The organism is Synechococcus sp. R55.3, assembly GCF_047461975.1.
Classification (GTDB): domain Bacteria; phylum Cyanobacteriota; class Cyanobacteriia; order Thermostichales; family Thermostichaceae; genus Thermostichus.
Map to the genome: position 1 here is coordinate 1 of NZ_JANSIG010000133.1, position 4,200 is coordinate 4,200.

At 59.9% G+C, this 4,200-nt stretch carries 3 protein-coding genes and 1 pseudogene; 1 reads left to right on the forward strand and 3 read right to left on the reverse strand.

Annotated elements, in window-relative coordinates; genetic code table 11:
* Window positions 1-227: 227 nt before the first annotated feature.
* On the forward strand, window positions 228-1,184 hold the full coding sequence (locus NW849_RS13940; protein WP_414358402.1) for an NAD-dependent epimerase/dehydratase family protein: 957 nt from the start codon (window positions 228-230) through the stop codon (window positions 1,182-1,184).
* Between the two features lie 103 nt (window positions 1,185-1,287).
* Here NW849_RS13940 and cobW read toward each other — a convergent pair whose 3' ends face one another.
* The 3 genes and pseudogenes from cobW to NW849_RS13955 all read right to left on the reverse strand — a co-directional run.
* Window positions 1,288-2,346, reverse strand: coding sequence for a cobalamin biosynthesis protein CobW (gene cobW, locus NW849_RS13945; RefSeq protein ID WP_414358404.1), 1,059 nt, complete (start codon window positions 2,344-2,346; stop codon window positions 1,288-1,290).
* A gap of 131 nt (window positions 2,347-2,477) precedes the next feature.
* Window positions 2,478-3,857, reverse strand: a complete 1,380-nt coding sequence (gene psbC / locus NW849_RS13950) for a photosystem II reaction center protein CP43 (protein WP_369791763.1) — start codon at window positions 3,855-3,857, stop codon at window positions 2,478-2,480.
* Window positions 3,858-4,044: 187 nt separating this feature from the next.
* A pseudogene (locus NW849_RS13955) lies at window positions 4,045-4,200 on the reverse strand (photosystem II D2 protein (photosystem q(a) protein)); the annotation flags it as partial.

The window sequence follows — 4,200 nt, forward strand, 5'->3', positions numbered from 1 at the left end:
TTGTACTTCATCAAAGCGCATTCCTCCCGGCACTGACCCTACGGGTACAGTGCGGGGCTCCTGCGATTTCTAGCTGACATCCTTGCGGCCAGATTTCCAGTGTGGGGTTTGCCAAGTCGAGCGGCTCTCTTGCAGGGGAATTGAGGGCTCAGGCAGTCCGGCAGACAGAAGCTGAAGCGGTACACTAGTCAGAAGCTTTTTTCATCGAGTCCCGTTGGGAAGACCTCTTGCGAAATCTGTTTCTTACCGGCGCTAGCGGCTGCCTGGGGCACTATGTGTTGGAGCGCCTGGCCCAGCAAAGGGATCCCGAGTTTCCGGAGCGGCCCGCCTACCACCTGTACGTTCTCATCCGCGAGACCAGCCGCCTGCGGCTGCCCCTAGAACGGCTGCCCGCCCCTATCACCCTAGTACCCGGCGATCTCCTGCGCATCCGGGAACACGCCGCTCTGCTGCGCCAGATGGACGGGCTGATCCACATGGCGGCAGCTTGGGGGGATCCCGCCCTGGCTTGGGCCGTGAATGTTACCCACACCCTGGAGCTCTTTCAGTTGTTGGATCCGGAGCGCTGTCAGCAGGTGATCTACTTTTCCACGGCCAGCCTTTTGAACCAGGACCTGGAGCCTTTGGCCATTGCCGGACGGGCCGGCACCGACTACATCCGCAGCAAGTACGAGATGCTGCTGCGGCGGCAGGAAAGCGGCTTCTGGCCGGAGCGCCTGCTCACCCTTTATCCCACCCTGCTCTTTGGCGGCAGCCCCCACCACCCCTACTCCCACATCACTGCCGGCCTCAAGGACGTTCTCCGCTGGCTGGATCTGATCCGCTTTTTGCGGGTGGATGCCAGCTTCCACTTTATCCACGCTGCCGATGTGGCCGAGATGGTGGCCTATTGGGTGGCCCATCTGCCTGGTGGCGGCGATTGGGTGTTGGGCAATCCCCCCCTCTCCTGGGATGAATGTGTGGAACAGATGTGTGCTTATTTCAAAAAACGGATTTATTTCCGCGTGCCTCTGCCCCCGGCTCTCGTTCGCGGCTTGGCCTTTCTATTTCGGGTGCGGCTTTCAGCCTGGGATGAGTTCTGTCTGCGCCAGCGCCATTTTGTTTACCCGGCCATTTCCCCAGAAACCCTGGGTTTGCGCTGCCACTTCCCCACCGTGGCCTCTCTTTTGGATACCTACCTCTAGACCACCTTTGAGTAACAGTAGAACTGGACGCTACTTCCTTTCCCTCTGGGACGGGGGGATGAGAGCCGAGGACCCAAGGGATCCCACTCGCCTCCGACAGGGATCAGCCGGTGGGGGCCACCGTTTCTCTGATGGCCAAGGCCTGGAGCTGGGCGGCAATGCGCTCGCGGTTGAGGTTTTGCCCAATCAGCACCAGTCGGGTCAAGCGCGGCTCCTGGGGTTGCCAGGGGCGGTCGTAGTAGGTTTCAAATCGGGATCCCACTCCCTGCAGCACCAGCCGCATCGGCTTGTGGGGAACGGCCACAAATCCTTTGATCCGGTAAAGGCATTCCTCTTGGGCCAACTGGCGTAGCTGAGCCACCAGGGATCCCGGCTCATAACCTCCCTCCAGGCTGAGGTAGAAAGACTCAAAAGCTTCGTGCTCATGCTCCTCCCCGTGATCGTGGTGGCTGGGGCGGCGCTCGAGCTGGTCTTCCACCGCTGCATTAAAGCCCAAGAGCACTTCTGGGGGAACCTGCCCCCGCTCACAAGGGAGGATTTGAACCTCAGGGCGCAAGTGGTGCCGCAGCCAGCTTTCCACCCGAGCTTGCTCCTCTTGGGTAATCTGATCCACCTTGGTGAGCACCACCAAATCGGCACAACTCAACTGATCCTCAAACAATTCCTCAAGCGGAGTCTCATGGTCCAAACTTTCGTCAGCCTGCCGCTGCGCCTCCAGGGCCGCCGGATCCCCCACCAGTTGCCCGGAGACCAGAGCCTGACCATCCACCACCGTAATCACCGCATCCACCGTGGCGCCTGTACGAATGGTGGGCCAGCGGAAAGCCTGCACGAGCGGCTTGGGCAAGGCCAGTCCTGAGGTTTCAATCAAAATGCAGTCTAGCTCCGCCCGCCGCTGCAACAGAGCTTCCATGGTGGGCAAAAACTCCTCCTGCACCGTGCAGCAGAGACAGCCGTTGGCCAGCTCCAGAATGGGGATGGATCCCTCCCCCTCACACAGTTGGCAATCCCGCAGCAACTCGCCGTCGATGCCCACTTCGCCAAACTCGTTAACCAACACGGCAATGCGGCGGCCCTGGTTGTTGAGCAAAAGGTGACGGATCACCGTGGTCTTGCCGGATCCCAGAAATCCGGTGATGACGGTAACAGGGATCTTGTGCATCTGCTCTGATGACTCAGCGCTCTTCAGTTTCCACCCCAAACTTTCTTTCTGCCAATCCTTGAGGGGGGGATGCCCAAAAAAAGGCCCCCGGCAAGGGGGGCCAAAGGTACATTCCAGAGGGACTTATGCCCTTATCGGATCGGCTTCATCCGGTAAACCGGCTCGTTCTCGCGGCTGATCCCTTTCTCAAAGCCAGCAGCGGCAGCGCGAGCGCGACCGGCATGCCACAGGTGACCCACGAAGAACAGGAAGCCGAAGATGAAGTTGTGAGCAGCCAACCAGGTGCGCGGGCTGGTGAAGTTCACCGTGTTGATCTCGGTAGCCACACCACCCACCGAGTTCAGGGATCCCAGCGGCGCGTGGGTCATGTACTCCACTGCACGGCGGGCTTGCCAGGGCTGAATGTCGTTTTTCAGCTTATCCAGATCCAACCCATTGGGGCCCAGCAGCGGCTCTTTCCAGGGAGCCCGCACATCCCAGAAGCGCATCGTCTCGCCGCCGAAGATGATCTCGCCCGTGGGGGAGCGCATCAGGTATTTACCCAGACCGGTGGGACCTTGGGCTTGGCCAATGTTCGCCCCCAGGCGCTGGTCGCGCACGATGAAGGTGAGGGCTTGCGCTTGCGAGGCTTCTGGGCCAGTGGGGCCGTAGAACTCGCTGGGGTAGACGGTGTTGTTGAACCAGATGTAGCAGGTGGCAATGAAGCTCATCAGCGAAACCGCCGCCAAGCTGTAGGAGAGATAGGCCTCCCCAGACCAGATAAAGGCGCGGCGAGCCCAACCAAAGGGCTTGGTGAGGATGTGCCAGATCCCACCGGCAATGCAGATGATGCCAATGTAGATGTGGCCGCCGATTACATCCTCCATGTTGTCGACGCTGATGATCCAGCCTTCCCCACCAAAAGGAGATTTAAACAGGTAGCCGAAGATCACGGCGGGGTTCAAGGTGGGGTTGGTAATTACCCGCACATCGCCACCCCCTGGAGCCCAGGTGTCATAGACACCGCCAAACCACATGGCCTTGGCCACCAATAGGAAAGCCCCCAACCCCAACAGGATCAGGTGGATCCCCAGGATGGTGGTCATCTTGTTCTTGTCTTTCCAGTCGTAGCCGAAGAAGGGGAAAGACTGCTCCAGAGTTTCTGGGCCGCGAATGGCGTGATAAATGCCCCCCAACCCCAGCACGGCGCTGGAGATCAGGTGCAGCACCCCGATGACAAAGTAGGGGTAGGTGTCAATCACCTCGCCCCCCGGGCCAACCCCCCAGCCCAGAGTGGCCACGTGGGGCATCAGGATCAGGCCCTGCTCATACATAGGCCGATCCGGCGTGAAGTGAGCCACCTCAAACAGCAGCATCGCTCCCGCCCAGAAGACGATCAAGCCAGCGTGGGCCACATGGGCGCCCAAAAGCCGACCGGAGAGATTAATCAAGCGGGCATTCCCAGCCCACCAGGCAAATCCGCCTTGGGTGCGATCTTGCACCACTGCAGAACCAAATGTTGTCGAGGTCACAGAGACCAACCTCCAATGATAGTCAGGAACAAGAGACACCAAAAAAAGTTTAGTTAACGCGAGCGCCTGCCGTTGGGCTCCCTGTCCACTGGGATCCGCGGCAGGGGATCCCTTGGGCAAGCGCTCATCCTCACAGAGCAGATCTCTAGGGATCTACCGCAGCTAAAGTCGAGCGAGCTCAGTGGGTTTAGAGCGCATTGCCGCGGGGGAGGACTTCTTCAGGGAACTCAAAGCGCTCATGCGGCTGGTCCTGCGGCGCCATCCACGCCCGAATCCCCTCGTTCAGCAAAATGTTCTTCGTGTAGAACGTCTCAAACTCCGGGTCTTCCGCTGCCCGCACCTC